This window comes from Paenibacillus salivarius (genome assembly GCF_051307165.1).
GTDB lineage: Bacteria > Bacillota > Bacilli > Paenibacillales > Paenibacillaceae > Fontibacillus.
On record NZ_CP195592.1, the window covers coordinates 4,870,001 to 4,884,681 of the forward strand.

Genomic DNA, 14,681 nt, shown 5'->3' on the forward strand with positions numbered 1-14,681 from the left:
TCTTTCGAACCGCTTTACTGTTATGCTCAATTTCCGGGTAAAATATGACAACCTCGCACTAACGAACTAAATGATACGTGACTGTACTTTCTATGACCGCCGCAATCAGCAGCAATACGATGATCCAAAACGCCCCTCGAACCGCCGAGCGCAGGAAATCCCCCCATACAACCGTCCGTTCTTCCCGCTCCCTCGCCCCTAGCTCGCCGATACTTTTCAGCACAAGATAGCCGAATTGAAGACCATAGGCAGCCGCGATCAGAATCACGGGAATTTCTATGATTCCATGCGGAAGCAACCCGAGTACGATCAGTTCGAACACATTCGCCCCTCCCGCGGCGGACAGCGACACAACCAGCCCCAGCACCATGCCGTTCATCACCAAAAAGATCACGGGCACCAATCCCAGAAAGGCGCCGAACGCGATGATCGCCACGCTTTTGACGGCATTATTCATAAAAATAAATTTAAAGAAACTGAGCTCGGGGATTTCGGACCTGGAGAGCTCGCGACTGTATTGCTGCATCGTCTCCAACTGGGGTGCCACAAGCTTTAGGATCGATTCGGATCCCGCCGCCCCCAGCACAATTCCGACCGCAAACAAAACAAACGAGAGAATCATCATCTTTTTATACAGGGACAAATCACGCAGAAACAGGCGAAGAGACAACATGATACAAACCAACCTCCTCATAAGGGTCATAAAGCAAAAAGGTACGAGCATACACTGGTACAAGCGGAGCAAATTTAATACTTATTTCAATCTCAAGACGAGAGGGGCAGCATTCATTATGAACAATTTCTTCTATGTCCTGAACGGGAAGAAGATTAAGAGGTTCTTCTTTGTTTTCGCCGCAGCCATGTTTGCAGCAGGGGTCATCTATGTGGAACAAAGCCATATCACCGTGTTCTCCGAAGAGAGCAGTCCTACGGCCATTTACAGTGTATCCACGCAAAAAAAGGTGATCGCCCTGACTTTCGACATCAGTTGGGGAGACAAACGGGCCGAACCCATTCTTAAAGTGTTGAAGGACAAAAACGTGAACAAGGCTACCTTCTTTCTTTCTTCCCCCTGGAGTAAAAGCCATCCGGACCTCGTAAAAGCGATCCAAAAGCAAGGTTACGAAATCGGAAGCCATGGCCACAAGCATACGAATTACAGTGAATTGAGCGATGAGGAAATATCCAAACAATTATCGACGGCCCATACCATTTTAACCGATCTTACCGGAAATGCGCCAAAATTGCTGCGGCTGCCCAACGGAGACTTTGACAAGCGGGTGCTGAAAATAGCCGATAACCTAGGGTATAAGGTGATTCAGTGGGATACGGACTCCCAAGACTGGCTGGATAAGGGAACGGATGCGATCGTAAAACGAGTGACCGGAAAAGCCCATCCCGGGGATATTGTTCTTCTGCACGCCAGCGACTCCGCCAAATATACGCATGAAGCGCTGCCGGTCATAATCGACGAGCTCCGCAAGAAAGGATATGACTTTGTATCGGTCACCGATCTTTTACAGGAAGCCGGCGTCAACGGCAGTCAGGTAAGGGATCAGGCGTGGCTTCAACAACAAGTGGATATAGCAGCAGGAATGTAATAAGTAATAATAACGATACCCTTTGCGAAAAATAAAACGGAGCCGGCGATCCCGCCGAGCTCCGTCTGTATTTGGTTATGCGGTTTTGATACCCGCTTTCGCATCTTGTCCGGCTGCCGGCTTCAACACGCGATGCAGGATCAAAATTTGATAAGCATTGCAGGCTACGAGAGGTGCGGCAATCCAAACGGTCGCCTGATCCACGCCGATTTTAAGTACGCCTACAATCTCCACGATCGTTGCGGCGATCATGAAGAACAACGTTGGAATCCAAGCCGACCGGTTCGTCATTTTTGCTTTGAAGTAAGCAACTCCGCAAGCCACGGCCAGCAAAATAATCCCCAGAATGATATCGGACGTGCCTTTCCCATCCCCGCCCACGAACGTGCGGAAAAACATTAATTCAAGCAAGGCGAGCGCAGCGAGCACAATCTGTATGTACTGCCAGGTCATCCGGGAAAATACGCCTGTCCCCATATAGTTAACCATCATATAGGCGAAAAACCCCATCTGGGAGTAAACGCTAACCATCACGCCCACGCCAAGAAGAATGCCGACATTCACGAAAAAGTCAGCGGTTCCGTTTAATTGAACCGTATTCGTCCACTGCAGCAGCAACCCGACGATTAATGAACCCACCGCACCAACCGCCAATGTCGTCCAAAACAAATAAAACCATTTTTTCAAATTCAAATGCGACACCCCCACTAACAAATCATTTTACCAACGATCTCGGCAAAAAACCATTGTTTTCGGACGGATAAATCCTTTTTTGGGGCCGCATACTATGCAAGAGACAAGCATAAGGAGGAAGAACCATGAAGTGGCTGGGATATCGACGGTTTGTTTGCATTTTATGTTTATTTACACTTCCGCTTACGGCCTGCGGTTCTGAGCAAGGCTCCTCCTCTCAAAGCGGCGGCGGAGGAAGTTATAAAGACACGAAGAGCATGGTTATTGACATCTTAAAAACCGATGACGGAAAAAAGGCGATATACGAGGCATTGACGGGAAGCAGCGGCACCGGCAGCCAGGGAGGTTCATCCGGATCAGAATCGGGGTCCGAATCAGGGTCCGAATCGGGAGGCTCGGGCGGCTCCGGAGGTAGCGGTTCCGGAGGCGGATCAGGCGGGGGCGGCAGTAGTGGTGGCGGTATTAGCATGAAAATGATACTTCCGGGCCAATCGTCCGAACAGATCCGAATGGCCGTCAAGGATACGATCACCTCTCCCGAGTACAAAAAAGAAATCGAAAAAATCATGACGGATCCGAAGTTCGCCGGGGATTTCGCGAAAGCGGTCAATTCGCAGAGCAAGCAGATCCATATGGACCTCATAAAAGACCCGACTTACCAAAAATCGATCAGCGATATCATGAAGTCGCCGGAAGTCATGAAGATGTTTTTGGATTTGACCAAAACGTCCGACTACCGCAAACAATCGATGACCGTCATGCAGGAAGCGATGCAGAGTCCTCTTTTCAAAATGGAAGTCATGGAGTTGCTTAAAACGGTCGTACAGGAACAACTCCAGCCGAAAGTCGAAAAATCGCCCCAATCCGGCGGCGAAGGCGGCCAAGAAGGCGCCGGTGGTGGTGGCGGCCAAGGCGGTGGCGGTGGACAAGGCGGCAGTGGCGGCGGTTCTTAATGTTTTGGTCCAACGCAACGCCGTGTCCGGCATAAAAACAGACTGACCCAGAAGGTCAGTCTGTTTTACATTTTGCGATCACTTGGAGCGCGATATCGTTATACATTTGTCCTACAGTTGTTTCCGCCTTATACACCGATGGCGAAAAATCCGGCTCCGACGGATGGTTGTCCGGCGCGCTGACCGGAATCTGCGCCAGCAGCCCCGTATGTAACGTCTCTGCCAACCGCGCCCCTCCGCCTCTGCCGAAAATATAATCTTTTTGTCCGCAGGAGGAGCATTCATAATAAGCCATATTTTCAACAACGCCCAGCACTTCGTGTTCGGTTTTCAGCGCCATCGCACCGGCTCTCGCCGCAACGAAAGCCGCCGTCGCATGAGGCGTCGTTACGATAATCTCTTTGCTTTGCGGAATCATTTGATGCACATCCAGCGCAATGTCGCCTGTGCCCGGCGGCAAATCAAGCAGCATATAATCAAGCTCGCCCCAATTGACATCGTTGAAAAATTGGCGCAGCATTTTGCCGAGCATCGGTCCCCGCCAAATCACGGGATTGTTGTCCTGGATAAAGAACCCCATGGACATCACTTTCACCCCAAAGCGTTCAACCGGGATAATCGCTCCTTCTTCGACGGACGGTGTCGTTTCGATCCCCATCATATCCGGAACGCTGAAGCCGTAAATATCGGCGTCGATCACTCCGACGCGTTTGCCGAGCCTGGCCAGAGCGGCCGCCAGATTCACCGTGACGGTGGATTTGCCGACTCCGCCTTTCCCGCTGGCAATGGCAATAAAATTCACGCCGGATTTCGGGTCCAAAACAGGAAGCTGCTCCAGGCCGGCGCCGTGTCCTTTGATTTTGGCATCCTCGGCTGTTGCGGTGTCCTGGGCGGCTGCGCCCCCCGCTTGCTCACGTTCCAGCTCCGATGCTTCCCGGAAGCGGATGTGCGCATTTTCCACGCCCGCTTCGGACAAACGGAAACGAATCTCCTCGCCGAGCGTTTGTTGAAGCGCTCCGTCTTTCTCCAAACAAACTACGGTGAGCGATACCTTGTCTTCCTTAATCATAATATCGCGAATCCACTGCAACTCGATCAAACTCCGCTTCAGCGTTGGCTCGGCTACCGGCCGCAGCAACGCCTCCAGCTGCTCCTTCGTTATCAATGACAGCACCTCGACTTTGAATGATATCGTGATTTCGTCTCCTACTGCCATTCATTATATCATTACTTGTCTCCTATTTGTCTGCGCCCTTCGTTTTTCCCTTTTCCCCGGCCGTATACCGCAAAATCCCCTGGTATATCGATGCGGCGACTTTACGTTGATATTTGTCGTCCCCCAGCAACGCCGCTTCTTCCGGATTGGACAAAAATCCGACTTCCACAAGGACCGCCGGTATTTTCAAAGCTTCAAGCACATATACCGGTTTGTCCGACTGTTTCGCGACGCGGTCCGTGTTTTCCAGGTTTCTGCGGAGCTCATCTTGAATCAGATCCGCCAGGTTGGCGCTATTTCCGTTGTTCAGGTAAAAAAAGGTCTGCGCCCCCCTCCATCGCGGCGAAGGTATACTGTTCATATGGATGCTCACCAGCATTTTGGCCTGCTGCTCTTCGATAAAACGGACTCGCTTCTTCAGGTCTTCGGTTTTTCGCTTGCTGTACCCTTTGGTATCCGGCTCCGCCAAATCACGGTCAACCTCGCGGGTCATCACGACGATCGCTCCCGCCTGTTGCAAATAATCGCGCAAATAGAGCGCCACCGCCAAATTGATATCTTTTTCAATAACGCCCTGTTTGCTAACCGCTCCCCCGTCAGGCCCGCCATGGCCGGCATCCAGCACGATCGTCTGACCGGCAAGCGGTAGACTCCAGTAATTCCATACTTTTGCCGTCGGGATCTCGTAAGCCGCGAGGCCTGCAAGCAAACCGGCCAGCACGACGCCGACCAAGGCCAATTTGATATGTTTTAGGGAGATCCACACGCTCACTTTATCTCTGGAGCCCATAAAAAAGCCACCTCCGTCCCGTAATGACACTAATCATCATATGGGACAAGGCGGCTAAATATAACCTACAGCTTTTGATCACGATGCTTTTACAGGTAGCATATTCGACTTCGAATCTTGAATTCAGTCGGTCGATCCGGTGCTCACGTAGGTTCTGCCTACGCTCCGCTCCTCACTCCCGACTTCATCCAACCTTCTCGGTGCTGAAAAGCTGTGCTTTTGATCACGATGCTTGCCAGGAAACCTATTCGGCTTCGAGATTTGAATTCAGTCGGTCGCTCCGGTGCTCACGTAGGTTCTGCCTACGTTCCGCTCCTCACTCCCGACTTCATCCAACCTTCTCGGTGCTGAAAAGCTGTGCTTTTAATTATGAATTAAATGACGACCTGGTGGCTCATGCCCTCGATCAGTACTTTTGCGACCTCGGGGCGCGTAAATTCAGGCGGCGGGCAAACTCCGTCGCGCAACAGCCCTCTGACTTTGGTGCCGGACAGGGTCATATGATCTTCTTTCGGATGCGGGCAGGTTTTGCTGGAAGCCATATTCCCGCATTTCGTGCAGAAGAAGCTGTGTTCAAAAAAGAGCGGGGAAATGCCCAATTCTTCCGCCGTGAAGTTCGAGAAGATTTCTTGCGCTTCATACGTGCCGTAGTAATCGCCTACCCCTGCATGGTCGCGGCCGACGATAAAATGCGTACAGCCGTAATTTTTGCGGACCATCGCATGGAAAATCGCCTCTCTCGGCCCCGCATAACGCATAGCCGCAGGGAATACGCCCAGGAACGTGCGATCCTTCGGATAATAGTTTTCCAGCAGCACAAGATAGCTCTTCATCCGGACATCCGCAGGTACGTCATCCGATTTGGTTTCGCCGACAAGCGGATTCAGGAACAATCCGTCCACGATTTCGAGCGCGCTCTTCTGGATATATTCATGCGCACGGTGTACCGGATTTCGGGTTTGGAATCCGACGACGCTCTTCCAGCCTTTTTCCTCGAAAATGCGGCGGGTCTCCGCAGGATCGAAGTAAAACTCGCCGAAGCGTTCCGGCTTGGGACGGTTCAGAACGGTAACCTCGCCGCCGACATAAAACGGAGTGCGTTCGTAGAGCTTTTTGACGCCAGGATGCTCGTCGCTATCGGTTTTAAATACGTTAACGGCTTCTACCTTTTGATCGACCTGATATACGCTGCCTACTTTCAGCAGACCGTAAACCACTTCGTCATGATCGCCGATCAGGGCAACGGTTTCGCCGACCGAGAGATTCTTTGATTGCTCTTCCGTCACGGAGAGCGTAATCGGTATGCTCCAAACCGTTCCGTCGGCAAGCCGCATACGTTGGACAACCGAACGGTAGTCGTCCTCGTTCAGAAACCCTGTCAATGGAGAAAACGCTCCGACACCAATCAAATCCAAGTCGGAAATCGTCCATTTATTGATTGAAATAGACTTGAGCTCTTTGGCTTCCGCCAACAGACGCTCGCGCTCTTCACCGGTCGCCAGTCTGTTGATCAACCGGCCGCCATGCGGCAGTATCGTCGTCATCGTCATCTCTCCTCAAATTCGTATTGTTGGAATCGCCGCTGCTTTATTTATGAAGTCCGCATTCGGTCTTTTCGGAGCCGGCCCAGCGTCCTGCACGTGGATCTTCACCAGGCATGACCTGTCTCGTGCACTGTTCGCAACCGATGCTCGGATAATTGCGGTCATGCAGCGGATTGTAGATGACGTTATTTTCCCGGATATAATTCCAAACATCTTCGCTCGTCCAGCTTGCAATCGGGTTGAATTTAACAAGCCCGAATTTCGTATCGTATTCGATCTTCTTGGCGTTTGCCCGGGTTGGTGCCTGATCTCTGCGAATGCCCGTAATCCAAGCTTCGTACTGCGACAAAATCCGAGTCAAAGGCTCTACTTTGCGGATATTGCAGCAGGCGTTCGGATCGCTCTTCCAGAGTTCCGCTCCATGACGAGCCGCTTGTTCCTCAGGCGTTATGGCCGGGGATACCCGTACAAATTCCATTTCGTACCGGGCTACGAGAGCGTCGCGGGTTTCATAAGTTTCTTTAAAATGATAATCCGTATCCAGATAAAAAATATCCGTGGACGGACTAATCTTTTGGAGCATATCCACCAGAACTACATCCTCTGCACCGAAGCTGCAGGCGAACGTAATATTCGGAAATGTCTCTACTGCCCACGCGATAATTTCTTGCGGAGTCGCCGTCTCAAGCTCCTCGGCCTTTGTCTTGATCAGCTCTTCTTTCTCCAGCAAATTCATGATTCCGACCCTCCAAATAATAAGTAATTGACTCCATAAACATAATACCGACTAAATACATTTGAATTATAGCTTTAGTATAGTGCATTATCCTCATAAGTCAATAAAAAAACCTCTAACGACACACCCGAATCCGCTGAAAATTTATAAATCATATTCTAAAAAAACATATGCCCATTCCGTGTTTTATGTGATTAAACATGAAAAAGCCTCCGACCGGTAAAGGCCAGAGGCTTGAATGCGAAATATTAACGTTTCGAGAACTGAGGAGCGCGACGAGCGGCTTTGAGGCCGTATTTCTTACGTTCCTTCATACGAGGGTCACGAGTCAGGAAGCCCGCTTTTTTCAGCGCACCGCGGTATTCAGGATCCGCTTTGAGCAGCGCACGGGAGATCCCGTGACGGATAGCGCCCGCTTGACCGGAGATACCGCCGCCATGAGCGAGTACGATTACATCGTAGCTGCCCAGTGTTTCAGTCAACGTCAAAGGTTGTTTAACGATCAGTTTGAGTGTTTCCAAACCGAAATATTCATTGATATCGCGTTTATTGATGACAATGCGTCCTTCACCCGGTACAAGGCGAACACGAGCTACCGAATGTTTACGACGACCTGTCCCATAGTATTGTACTTGTGCCATGAAACTGTCCTCCCTTTTAATTATCCGCGAAGTTCGTAAACTTCAGGTTTTTGTGCTGCATGTGGATGCTCAGTGCCAGCGTAAACTTTCAGTCTCAGCTTCATTTTTTCGCCTTGACGAGTTTTTGGCAGCATGCCGTGTACAGCAGATTCAATCACACGTTCAGGTTTCGTTTTCAAAAGATCCTTGGCAACTGTCACTTTCAGACCGCCTGGATGCAGGGAGTGACGATAGTATTTCTTGTTCTCCATCTTTTTGCCGGTGAGGGCAATTTTCTCGGCGTTGATTACAACGACAAAGTCGCCGCCGTCAACGTGTGGAGTGAATTGTGGTTTGTGTTTGCCGCGGATCAAAGCAGCGGCTTCGCTTGCCAAACGGCCCAGCGTTTTGCCTTCGGCATCGATGATGTGCCAGTTGCGCTCAACTTCGTTTGGCTTCGCCATATAGGTGGTACGCATGTAATGATCCTCCTTCATTCTCGTTCAAAATGGTTCGTAAAGCGTAAAAACGATCTGGCCTTCGGGTTCCGTGACCGCTTTCCGCCATTTATCTGCATCGTTTTATATGCTTGTTGATGTTCATTGAAAGTACTGCATTTCGGTTTTCTCAACTGGGGGCCGTGGGATAGCCGTCAAGAAAACACAACTTATATTCTACAGGATGGACAGTGCTTGCGCAAGTGTTTTTCATCCTTTTTAAACATAAATTTTAATCGAAAAGATCCCCGAACACGTCCAATACCGATTTCTTCTTTTTATGCTTGTAGTGTCCATGGTGATTTCCCTGCGGATATCCCTGATTGTAACCTTGGTTATAGCCCTGCTGTGGAGGCTGAGCCTCGTTTCGCCGGTGATCGGATGCTTGTCTTGCGTCATGACGGTCATACCATTCGTTAAACGCGGGACGGACTTCGCGAATTTCGCTCATCAGCTTCTCCAGCTCGCCCCGGTCCAGCCATACGCCTTTACAATCCGGGCAAACATCGATCAGCACACCGTCTTTTTCGACTTCTCTCATACGAACATCATTGCAAACGGGACATTTCATAGTACCAAGTCCTCCTTGTCATTTTGCACTTTTTGGTTTGTTACGTATGTCGTTATCGATGGTTTCATGATTATGAGTGATCCGGCAACTGCTCGTACTCAACCTCCCACAGTATGAGTCCCTTACTTTCCGCCGTCGGGCCCGCCGCCGCCCGGTTTTTCGCTTCCAGGATCGTTTTTATCTCACCCGGACTCCTCTTCCCTTCACCGACCTGCAGTAAAGTTCCCACGATGATTCTGACCATGTGCTGCAGAAAGCCGTTTCCGGTGACGTAGATATGGATAATGCCCTGTTCGTTCGTTCCGGCCCCCATCCGGTCTTCCTCCACTTCAAGCCAAGCCCGATAAATCGTCCTTACGTGGCTCTCTTTGGTCGAATGCCTGGAGGCAAAAGACGTATAGTCATGCGTACCGATCAGGTGGTTCAGCGCCTCGCGCATCGCTTCAATATTCAGGCGGCCCGGATGATGAAGTTGGTAGGGTCGCGTAAACACGTCGAATACCCGGTTGGCGTTGATGGTGTAGCGATACGTTTTCCGCTTCGCGGAACGTCTGGAATGGAAGGACAGCGGGACCTCCAGAACCTTCGTAATGCGGATGTCTCTGGGCAGGCGTCCATTCAGCGCATGTCTCCATCTGTCGGTGGGGATTTGGGAATCCGTCATGAAATGAAAAGTTTGCGCCCGAGCATGCACCCCGGCATCCGTTCGTCCAGAACCGTGAATTTTAACTTGCTCCCCGGTCAAATGACGAATGGCATCCTCCAAATGATCCTGGATCGTATTGCCCCCGGGCTGCGTCTGAAAACCGAAATACGGGGTCCCGTCGTAGCTGACGGTCATCAGCAGATTGCGCATATTTCCTCCTGATACAAGAAAAACTCTCTTAAGCTGAGCCTGATGCGGCATGCCTTCAGAGAGTTTTACTGTGATAGGGAGTTACCCTGTCAATTAAGCCCGGTCTACCAGTTCGAGATAAACCATAGGGGCGGAGTCGCCGCGGCGCGGTCCCAGTTTCAGGATACGAGTGTATCCGCCTGGACGCTCGGAATAACGACTAGCCAGCTCCGAGAACAGCTTTTGGATTGCGTCTTGCTCACCGTCGATCGACTCGCGGCGAACGTAAGCAGCAACTTGACGACGAGCATGCAGATCACCGCGTTTTGCTTTGGTGATGAGCTTTTCAGCGATCGAACGAACTTCTTTCGCTTTAGCTTCCGTCGTTTGGATGCGTTCATATAGGAACAGGTCCGTTACCAGATCGCGGAACAAAGCTTTACGTGCGCTGGAATCGCGGCCCAACTTTTGGTATGCCATTTGTTTTCCCTCCTTCGCTAGAACGATTAAGCACTCTATTCTTCCGTACGTAAGCCCAAACCAAGCTCTTCGAGCTTCTCTTGCACTTCTTCCAAAGATTTGCGTCCGAGGTTCCGGACTTTCATCATATCTTCTTCCGTTTTGGTCGTGAGCTCTTGCACCGTATTGATACCGGCGCGTTTGAGGCAGTTATAGGAACGGACGGAGAGATCGAGCTCTTCAATCGTCATTTCAAGCACTTTCTCTTTTTTGTCTTCTTCCTTTTCGACCATGATTTCCGCGTCCTTCGCTTCGTCCGTGAGTCCCACGAACAGGAAGAGATGCTCAGTCAAAATTTTAGCACCGAGACTAACCGCTTCTTCAGGTCTGATGCTGCCATCGGTCCATACTTCAAGCGTCAGCTTGTCATAATTGGTCACTTGGCCAACACGTGTATTTTCTACAACGTAATTGACGCGAGCAATCGGGGTATAGATCGAGTCGACGGGAATGACACCGATTGGTTGATCATCTCGTTTGTTCTTATCTGCCTGAACATAACCGCGTCCGCGCCCGGCATAGATACGCATATGGAGTCTGGATCCCGGTTCGAGTGTTGCAATATGCAAATCGGGATTCAGAATTTCCACATCGCTGTCGGCACGAATATCTCCTGCGGTGATGACGCCTTCACCCTCCGCATCGATTTCGAGAATCTTCTCTTCATCGGAGTGGATTTTGAGCGAAAGAGCCTTCAAATTCAGGATGATTTCCGTGACGTCTTCCATAACTCCGGGAATCGTCGCGAATTCATGCAGAACACCATCGATTTGGACCGAGGTTACCGCAGCACCCGGCAGAGAAGAGAGCAAAATCCGGCGAAGCGAGTTGCCCAAAGTGGTGCCATATCCACGCTCAAGTGGTTCTACTACAAATTTCCCATAGGTGCCTTCATCGTTAACTTCTACGGTCTCGATTTTCGGCTTTTCGATTTCTATCACGAAATTACCCCTCCTTCAAAACGTCGTTCCTTGAAAACTGTCATGTTTGACTGAAGTCTATCAAATAGTATGCCTAAACAACCATTGTTACCAACATAGGATGTTGTTATACCATACTAACGGTACTTCATTATACACGACGGCGTTTCGGAGGACGGCAGCCGTTATGAGGAATCGGAGTTACGTCTTTAATCATGTTAACTTCCAGGCCCGCAGCTTGCAGGGAGCGGATAGCGGCTTCACGGCCGGCTCCAGGACCTTTAACCATAACTTCGACGCTCTTCATGCCATGTTCCATTGCTGCTTTAGCAGCGGATTCCGCAGCCATTTGAGCGGCAAACGGAGTGGATTTACGGGAACCTTTGAAACCAAGACCGCCGGAGCTGGCCCAGGAAATCGCGTTGCCGTGCGGATCCGTAATTGTAACGATCGTGTTGTTGAAGGTGGAGCGGATATGTGCCACACCAGATTCAATATTTTTGCGGTCACGACGTTTCGTACGTACGACTTTTTTTGGTTTAGCCATTGTCTGTTATCCTCCCTTCTTACTTCTTCTTGTTCGCTACAGTACGACGAGGACCCTTACGAGTACGGGCATTCGTCTTAGTACGTTGTCCGCGAACCGGCAGGCCACGACGATGACGAACACCGCGATAGCAGCCGATTTCCATGAGACGTTTAATATTTAAGGAAACTTCACGACGCAGGTCGCCTTCCACCTTGACCGTTTTGTCAATCGTTTCGCGTAGTTTGCTAACCTCATCTTCCGTCAAATCACGAACACGAGTGTCCGGATTGATGCCTGTAGTAGCCAGGATTTTCTGGGAAGTCGTTTTACCGATTCCGAAAATGTAAGTTAAGGCGATCTCAACGCGTTTATCACGTGGCAAATCCACACCAGCAATACGTGCCATTTTACGCTACACCCCCTTCAATTATCCTTGTTTTTGTTTGTGTTTTGGATTTTCGCAAATCACCATGACATTGCCTTTGCGACGAATGACTTTGCATTTTTCGCAAATCGGCTTTACAGAAGGTCTTACCTTCATGTTAATTACCTCCTTAAAGTTTTGCGGAGCAAAACTCACTTCGTAAGGATGAGCTTGGTTTTACAACATGTAAAACCGATTCAGAAGCAAATCCAACAGGTTAAATTACTCAACCTGAATATCATAACACAAATTCATTCCAAATGGTATTGGAATCTATTTGCGGTACGTAATACGACCTTTGCTCAGGTCATAAGGCGACAACTGAACAACCACTTTGTCCCCGGTCAAAATCCGGATAAAGTGCATCCGCAATTTCCCGGAAACGTGCGCGAGAATTTGATGACCGTTCTCGAGCTCCACTCTAAAAGTAGCGTTAGGCAACGGCTCAATAACCGTTCCTTCAACTTCAATCACATCTTCCTTGGCCACTGTCATTCTCCTTTCTCTTCAGCATTTGAGTTGGCGGATTCCAAAAAGGCGTTCACCGCAAAACGCAGTTTCCCGTTCGTCACCCGGCCGGTTTCTTGCAAACTGTGAACTACTTCGCTGCTGATCATCGGCTGGAGGGCTAGATGCTGGATATTTTTCCGTTTGGGCTGGTCAAACTTGCGTTTGTCCCCGTCCGCGATAAGCACGAACTTTTCATCGACGATGCCGACGATCACATAAACGGAACCCGCATCTCTTCCTTTTAGGGTTTTCACCACCTGCCCGATTCGGGCTTCTGGAAGGTGCTTCAACATGATCACCTACGCATCCAGTTTAGTGAAAATTTCCATACCGTCCGGAGTGACTGCTACGGTGTGCTCAAAGTGAGCGCACAAGGAGCCGTCTTCCGTAACGACCGTCCAATCATCTTCCAGCGTTCTGACATACCGTCTACCGGCATTGACCATCGGTTCGATAGCCAGTACCATGCCCGGCTTGAGCCGCGGTCCCCGATCCGGTGTGCCGTAATTCGGAATTTGCGGTTCTTCGTGCAGTTCTCTTCCTACGCCGTGACCGACATATTCCCGAACTACCGAGAATCCCGCTTCTTCGATAACCCGCTGGATCGCATGCGAAATGGTGTATAAGCGCACATCCGGCTTGACAAGCTCAAGGCCCGCGTAAAGCGATCTTTCGGTGACATCGAGAAGCCGCTGGGCTTCATCCGATATCTTTCCGACCGGATACGTCCAGGCCGAATCACCGTGATATCCGCGATATTCGGCACCTATGTCAAGTGTGATGATGTCGCCTTCGTTCAATTTGCGTTTGCCGGGAAATCCGTGTACCAATTCTTCGTTGACTGAAGCGCAAATGCTGTAAGGAAAACCGTTATAACCTTTGAAAGACGGCACAGCGTTTTGACTGCGAATGAACTTATCGGCGATGTGATCGAGCTCCCCCGTCGTAATTCCAGGCTCTATCGATTGTGCTATGAGCCTGTGCGTTTCAGCGACGATGCGCCCTGCTTCTCTCATAAAGCCCAGTTCCGTTTCGGATTTACAAATGATCATTACACCTAACCTCGCAGTATGGATACGATCTCTTGCGAAACCGCTCCGATTTCCTGTTCTCCATCTACTTGACGCAGCAGGCCCTTATCTTCATAGAACGTGAGGAGAGGTGCCGTTTTGTTGATATATTCGTCCAGCCGTGTTCCCACGCTCTCTTCGTTATCGTCGGAGCGCTGGTACAACTCGCCGCCGCACTTATCACAAACACCTTCCTGAACAGGAGGATTAAAGATCACATGATAAGTGGATCCGCAAGACTTGCAAATGCGACGTCCGGTAAGACGCGCGAGCAGCTTGTTCCGGTCCACCTTCAGGTTGATGACATGATCCAGTTTTTTACCTAACCCGCTAAGCAGTTCATCCAGCGCTTCCGCTTGCGAAAGGGTTCTTGGAAAACCGTCCAATAAAAAACCTTTTTCGCAATCGGACTGCTGCAGACGCTCGCGGACGATACCGACCGTTACATCATCAGGCACCAGAAGCCCTTGATCCATATATTCCTTCGCCTTGATCCCTACAGGGGTTCCCTGCTTGATCGCCAGGCGGAACGCATCTCCGGTGGAAATGTGCGGAATGCCGAATTCGTTGACGATGACTTCTGCTTGTGTCCCTTTTCCTGCTCCAGGAGGTCCCATGAATAGAATATTCATATCTACCACTCCCTCCAAGAA

General features: G+C 50.2%; 21 protein-coding genes. 2 read left to right on the top strand and 19 right to left on the bottom strand.

The window, feature by feature from the left end:
• Nucleotides 1-58: 58 nt before the first annotated feature.
• Nucleotides 59-673 carry a stage II sporulation protein M gene (locus ACSFXJ_RS22650; RefSeq protein ID WP_435922584.1) on the bottom strand — a complete coding sequence of 205 codons (615 nt, stop codon included), beginning with the start codon at nt 671-673 and terminating at the stop codon, nt 59-61.
• 118 nt (nt 674-791) lie between these two features.
• Here ACSFXJ_RS22650 and pdaB point away from each other — a divergent pair, with 118 nt between their 5' ends.
• The gene (pdaB, locus tag ACSFXJ_RS22655; RefSeq protein WP_435922585.1) at nt 792-1,601 is read left to right on the top strand and encodes a polysaccharide deacetylase family sporulation protein PdaB; all 810 of its coding nucleotides are present in this window, start codon (nt 792-794) and stop codon (nt 1,599-1,601) included.
• Between the two features lie 75 nt (nt 1,602-1,676).
• Here the strand turns inward: pdaB and ACSFXJ_RS22660 are convergent, their stop codons facing one another.
• The gene (locus ACSFXJ_RS22660; RefSeq protein WP_435922586.1) at nt 1,677-2,294 is read right to left on the bottom strand and encodes a KinB-signaling pathway activation protein; all 618 of its coding nucleotides are present in this window, start codon (nt 2,292-2,294) and stop codon (nt 1,677-1,679) included.
• Nucleotides 2,295-2,419: 125 nt separating this feature from the next.
• Here ACSFXJ_RS22660 and gerD point away from each other — a divergent pair, with 125 nt between their 5' ends.
• On the top strand, nt 2,420-3,247 hold the full coding sequence (gene gerD / locus ACSFXJ_RS22665) for a spore germination lipoprotein GerD (protein ID WP_435922587.1): 828 nt from the start codon (nt 2,420-2,422) through the stop codon (nt 3,245-3,247).
• 55 nt (nt 3,248-3,302) lie between these two features.
• Here gerD and ACSFXJ_RS22670 read toward each other — a convergent pair whose 3' ends face one another.
• The 17 genes from ACSFXJ_RS22670 to ACSFXJ_RS22750 form a co-directional block, all read right to left on the bottom strand.
• Nucleotides 3,303-4,412, bottom strand: a complete 1,110-nt coding sequence (locus ACSFXJ_RS22670; protein WP_435925836.1) for a P-loop NTPase — start codon at nt 4,410-4,412, stop codon at nt 3,303-3,305.
• A gap of 73 nt (nt 4,413-4,485) precedes the next feature.
• Nucleotides 4,486-5,253 carry an N-acetylmuramoyl-L-alanine amidase CwlD gene (gene cwlD, locus ACSFXJ_RS22675; RefSeq protein ID WP_435922588.1) on the bottom strand — a complete coding sequence of 256 codons (768 nt, stop codon included), beginning with the start codon at nt 5,251-5,253 and terminating at the stop codon, nt 4,486-4,488.
• A gap of 374 nt (nt 5,254-5,627) precedes the next feature.
• Nucleotides 5,628-6,797 (bottom strand): sulfate adenylyltransferase, encoded by a 1,170-nt coding sequence (sat, locus tag ACSFXJ_RS22680; RefSeq protein ID WP_435922589.1) that lies wholly within the window; start codon nt 6,795-6,797, stop codon nt 5,628-5,630.
• A 43-nt stretch (nt 6,798-6,840) separates the two neighbouring features.
• Entirely contained in the window at nt 6,841-7,533 is a 693-nt protein-coding gene (locus tag ACSFXJ_RS22685) for a phosphoadenylyl-sulfate reductase (protein WP_435922590.1), read from the bottom strand.
• Nucleotides 7,534-7,781: 248 nt separating this feature from the next.
• A complete protein-coding gene (rpsI, locus tag ACSFXJ_RS22690) occupies nt 7,782-8,174 on the bottom strand; it encodes a 30S ribosomal protein S9 (RefSeq protein WP_435922591.1) in 393 nt (130 codons plus the stop codon).
• A gap of 20 nt (nt 8,175-8,194) precedes the next feature.
• Nucleotides 8,195-8,632, bottom strand: coding sequence for a 50S ribosomal protein L13 (gene rplM / locus ACSFXJ_RS22695; protein WP_435922592.1), 438 nt, complete (start codon nt 8,630-8,632; stop codon nt 8,195-8,197).
• A gap of 250 nt (nt 8,633-8,882) precedes the next feature.
• A complete protein-coding gene (locus tag ACSFXJ_RS22700; protein WP_435922593.1) occupies nt 8,883-9,221 on the bottom strand; it encodes a zf-TFIIB domain-containing protein in 339 nt (112 codons plus the stop codon).
• A 70-nt stretch (nt 9,222-9,291) separates the two neighbouring features.
• Nucleotides 9,292-10,077 (bottom strand): tRNA pseudouridine(38-40) synthase TruA, encoded by a 786-nt coding sequence (gene truA / locus ACSFXJ_RS22705; protein WP_435922594.1) that lies wholly within the window; start codon nt 10,075-10,077, stop codon nt 9,292-9,294.
• 93 nt (nt 10,078-10,170) lie between these two features.
• Nucleotides 10,171-10,536 (bottom strand): 50S ribosomal protein L17, encoded by a 366-nt coding sequence (rplQ, locus tag ACSFXJ_RS22710; RefSeq protein ID WP_435922595.1) that lies wholly within the window; start codon nt 10,534-10,536, stop codon nt 10,171-10,173.
• A 35-nt stretch (nt 10,537-10,571) separates the two neighbouring features.
• Complete coding sequence (locus ACSFXJ_RS22715; RefSeq protein ID WP_410772628.1) at nt 10,572-11,516, bottom strand: DNA-directed RNA polymerase subunit alpha; 945 nt, start codon at nt 11,514-11,516, stop codon at nt 10,572-10,574.
• Nucleotides 11,517-11,646: 130 nt separating this feature from the next.
• A complete protein-coding gene (gene rpsK / locus ACSFXJ_RS22720) occupies nt 11,647-12,042 on the bottom strand; it encodes a 30S ribosomal protein S11 (RefSeq protein WP_018753969.1) in 396 nt (131 codons plus the stop codon).
• Between the two features lie 19 nt (nt 12,043-12,061).
• The gene (gene rpsM / locus ACSFXJ_RS22725; protein WP_435922596.1) at nt 12,062-12,430 is read right to left on the bottom strand and encodes a 30S ribosomal protein S13; all 369 of its coding nucleotides are present in this window, start codon (nt 12,428-12,430) and stop codon (nt 12,062-12,064) included.
• A gap of 21 nt (nt 12,431-12,451) precedes the next feature.
• Nucleotides 12,452-12,565 carry a 50S ribosomal protein L36 gene (gene rpmJ, locus ACSFXJ_RS22730; protein WP_003333770.1) on the bottom strand — a complete coding sequence of 38 codons (114 nt, stop codon included), beginning with the start codon at nt 12,563-12,565 and terminating at the stop codon, nt 12,452-12,454.
• A gap of 156 nt (nt 12,566-12,721) precedes the next feature.
• Nucleotides 12,722-12,937 carry a translation initiation factor IF-1 gene (infA, locus tag ACSFXJ_RS22735; RefSeq protein WP_006676514.1) on the bottom strand — a complete coding sequence of 72 codons (216 nt, stop codon included), beginning with the start codon at nt 12,935-12,937 and terminating at the stop codon, nt 12,722-12,724.
• A 2-nt stretch (nt 12,938-12,939) separates the two neighbouring features.
• A complete protein-coding gene (locus ACSFXJ_RS22740; RefSeq protein WP_435922597.1) occupies nt 12,940-13,251 on the bottom strand; it encodes a hypothetical protein in 312 nt (103 codons plus the stop codon).
• Between the two features lie 6 nt (nt 13,252-13,257).
• Nucleotides 13,258-14,010 (bottom strand): type I methionyl aminopeptidase, encoded by a 753-nt coding sequence (map, locus tag ACSFXJ_RS22745; RefSeq protein WP_435922598.1) that lies wholly within the window; start codon nt 14,008-14,010, stop codon nt 13,258-13,260.
• Between the two features lie 5 nt (nt 14,011-14,015).
• Nucleotides 14,016-14,660, bottom strand: a complete 645-nt coding sequence (locus ACSFXJ_RS22750) for an adenylate kinase (RefSeq protein ID WP_435922599.1) — start codon at nt 14,658-14,660, stop codon at nt 14,016-14,018.
• Between the last annotated feature and the right edge of the window lie 21 nt (nt 14,661-14,681).